The sequence below is a fragment of the Mesorhizobium sp. M7A.F.Ca.CA.002.05.1.1 genome (assembly GCF_003998335.1).
GTDB lineage: Bacteria > Pseudomonadota > Alphaproteobacteria > Rhizobiales > Rhizobiaceae > Mesorhizobium.
In genome coordinates, this window is sequence record NZ_RZQI01000795.1 from 1 (window position 1) to 2,774 (window position 2,774).

The following is a 2,774-nucleotide window of genomic DNA, read 5'->3' on the forward strand; positions in this document are numbered from 1 at the left end:
GTGGGCAGCCTCTACAACCGCTATGGCGGCGTCGCCGGTTCGGCCTATGTGGTGGCTGGCGTCGGCTTCAACGTGCTGAAGAACAACAATGTGGTTTTGGTGCCGATCCGCACCGGTGTCGGTGCCCGGCTTGGCGTCAATCTCGGCTATCTGAAGCTTACCGAGCGCGCCACTTGGAATCCGTTCTAAGCTGAAGTCCTTGGCTGTCGTTGCACAAAACCGGGACCGCTTTTGGGTCGACATGCATTAAACTCGTGGCGTTGCGGCAAACCCTTGCCGCAACGCTGGATTTCCGCCATGTCAACGTGGCACAGTCAAAGCGCTCCATGCGCTTTTGGTTTATCTGGTTTGATGCTTACCGGCCACAACGGGTAGTCACTTGGTCCAGTCGGTCCTGTTCTTCGTCCTCGGCTTTCTCTGTGCTGGCTTTCTGGCGCTCATGGTGGCTCCGGCCATATGGCGTCGTGCGGTCACGCTTACACGCAGACGCGTCGAATCCTCGATCCCTCTGACGCAAACCGAAATCCAGGCGGACAAGGATCGCATCCGCGCCGAATACGCCATGACGACGCGCCGCCTGGAAATCAGCGTCAAGGCGTTGCGAGAGAAGACGGCCGAACAACTGGTCGAGATCAATCGCGGTCGCGAGGCCATGAAGGGCCTGGCGGTCGAGCGGACGGACAAGAACCAGGCGCTGACCGAACTGGGTGCGAAGAACGAAGCGCTGCGCCAGCGAGAGGGCGAGTTGCAGCAGCTTTCGGAGCGTCTGAAGGAAACCGAACGCAAGCTGGAAAAGCGTGCACTTGAGCTGCAAAAGCTGGAGCGCATGTATGACGACGCCAGTTTTTCCTCGAGCAGCCGGCAGATCGAACTCGTGGCGCGAGAGTCCGAAATGCAGAAGCTCGCCAGTGACATTGCGATGCTGCGCGGCCAGCGCAAGGAAGCCGACAGGCGCGGCCAGGAAATCGCGGCCGAAAGCAAGGCCGCGCGGGAGGCCCTGAAAGCCGAGAAGAAAAGGACCGCCGAACTCGACAAGAAGGTCGAACGGCTGCTGGCCACACTTGCCGATCGCGAAGACAAACTCGACCGCCGCGAAAAGGAACTGGCACGCATGCGCGAAAGATCGAAATCCGAAGACAGCGCGCCAGCCTTGCGGCTGGTCGGCAAAGGCGGCGATGTCGCCAGGAGTGATGATTTGGACAAGGCAATCGCCAAGCTCGACAGTGACCGTGAGCAGCTCGAGGCGAGGCTGACGGCGCTGGCGCGCGAGAACAAGCGGCTGAAGGCCGACCTCACCGCACTGGCCGCGTCCAAGGCCACGGACAGCAGCTCCGCCTTGCGCGAGCAGATGAACGCGCTGGCGGCGGAGGTCGTCCATCTGACGGCGAAGCTCGAGGGGCCTGGTTCGCCGATCGCCAAGGCATTGGCAGTACCGTCGGACGCCCGCTCCGGCAACGGTGACCGCAGTCTTGCCGACCGCGTGCGCGCGCTGCAGAAGGCTGACGCGACAAGCTGAATCAGGCCTCCTTAGAGCATTTCACCGTTTCACGGAAACGGCGAAATGCCCTAACTCTTTGCTTTGACGCAATTCTGGACGGAAAACCGCTTCACACTTTTCCTGGAATTGCTCTGGCCGAAAAATGATGCAGCGCAATGGCTGAAGCCGCGGCGACATTCAGGCTGTCGAAGCCTTCCGCCATGGTGATCCGCACGTCGTGCAGGCTTGCGAGCAGGTCGTCCGGCAAGCCTTCGCCCTCGGTGCCGAGATAGAGCGCCAGGCGCTTGCTGCGCTGCGCATCGCGGATGTCGGTCTTCCCGCGTGGCGACAGCGCGAATTGATCGAAGCCACGTCGGGCGAGCATCGTCGTGAAGCCGGCGGTGTCGGAGAACGATGCGAAAGGGATCTTGAGCGCGGCGCCGACCGAAACGCGGATCGCTTTGCGATAGAGCGGGTCGCAGCATGTCGCATCCAGCAGGACCGCGTCAGCGCCAAAGGCGGCGGCATTGCGGAAGATCGAGCCCACATTGTCATGGTTGGCGATGCCGACGAGCACCACGACCAGCGCCCGAGGCGGCAAGCCGTCGAGCAGGTCTTCGGCCGGCTGCGGCTCTCCCTTGCGGCCAATGGCCAGGATGCCGCGATGCATATGAAATCCGGCGATAGCGTCCATCACCGCGCTGGTGGCGACATAGACCGGGAGGTCGGCGGGCGCCTTGCTCAGGATGTTGTCGAGACCTGCCAGCCGGTTTTCCAGGACCAGGATCGATTCGGCGGCAAAGCGCCCGGTCGAGAGCAGCAGGTCGAGCACCACCTTGCCTTCGGCGACGAAGCGGCCTTGCCGGCCGGCGAGGTCACGCTCGCGAATGTCGAGATACGCAGCGACGCGCGGATCTTGCGGGTCGTCGATGCGAATGGGATCCATGCATTCCTCGCGACCGTCGCATCGGCCCGAAAATCCGGACCGCTTCCCGGCGCTCACCTGGTTTGGAAAGCACGATGCGACGATTCGGGACAATCAGCCAGCTTTATGCGCCCCGGATGGGCGCATGTCGCTCTGAAAACGCCGGCGAGATCGGCGCTATGTGGTCAGGTTCCAGCACGGCGCAAACGGTGCGCCATCTGGGACAGATCATCCTTGCCGCTGCCGAAAATGCCGTCCAGCATGACAAGCAGTTCTCGCACGGCGTCGGATTTGCAGGAGTAGTAGATCATCTGCCGGTCGCGGCGGGTCTCGACTAGGTCGAGCGCCCGCAACTTGGCGAGGTGCTGGGAC

The 2,774-nt window shown here is 62.4% G+C and carries 4 protein-coding genes; 2 read left to right on the top strand and 2 right to left on the bottom strand.

The genetic code is table 11. The features are described 5' to 3' along the window. Together EN939_RS28555 and EN939_RS28560 are read left to right on the top strand one after the other, a co-directional pair. Nucleotides 1-189: EipA family protein (locus tag EN939_RS28555; RefSeq protein ID WP_127271049.1), on the top strand; the 189-nt coding region annotated here is incomplete at its 5' end. Between the two features lie 190 nt (nt 190-379). Then, a complete protein-coding gene (locus EN939_RS28560; RefSeq protein WP_127270376.1) occupies nt 380-1,516 on the top strand; it encodes a hypothetical protein in 1,137 nt (378 codons plus the stop codon). Between the two features lie 91 nt (nt 1,517-1,607). Here EN939_RS28560 and EN939_RS28565 read toward each other — a convergent pair whose 3' ends face one another. Together EN939_RS28565 and EN939_RS28570 are read right to left on the bottom strand one after the other, a co-directional pair. Then, nucleotides 1,608-2,423, bottom strand: a complete 816-nt coding sequence (locus EN939_RS28565) for a TrmH family RNA methyltransferase (protein ID WP_127270377.1) — start codon at nt 2,421-2,423, stop codon at nt 1,608-1,610. Between the two features lie 164 nt (nt 2,424-2,587). Beyond that, nucleotides 2,588-2,774: ArsR/SmtB family transcription factor (locus EN939_RS28570; protein ID WP_145968212.1), on the bottom strand; the 187-nt coding region annotated here is incomplete at its 5' end.

Bases quoted from the DNA above. Each gene is read 5' to 3' on its own strand.
- EN939_RS28565 (WP_127270377.1), bottom strand. From the start codon at position 2,423: ATGGATCCCATTCGCATCGACGACCCGCAAGATCCGCGCGTCGCTGCG.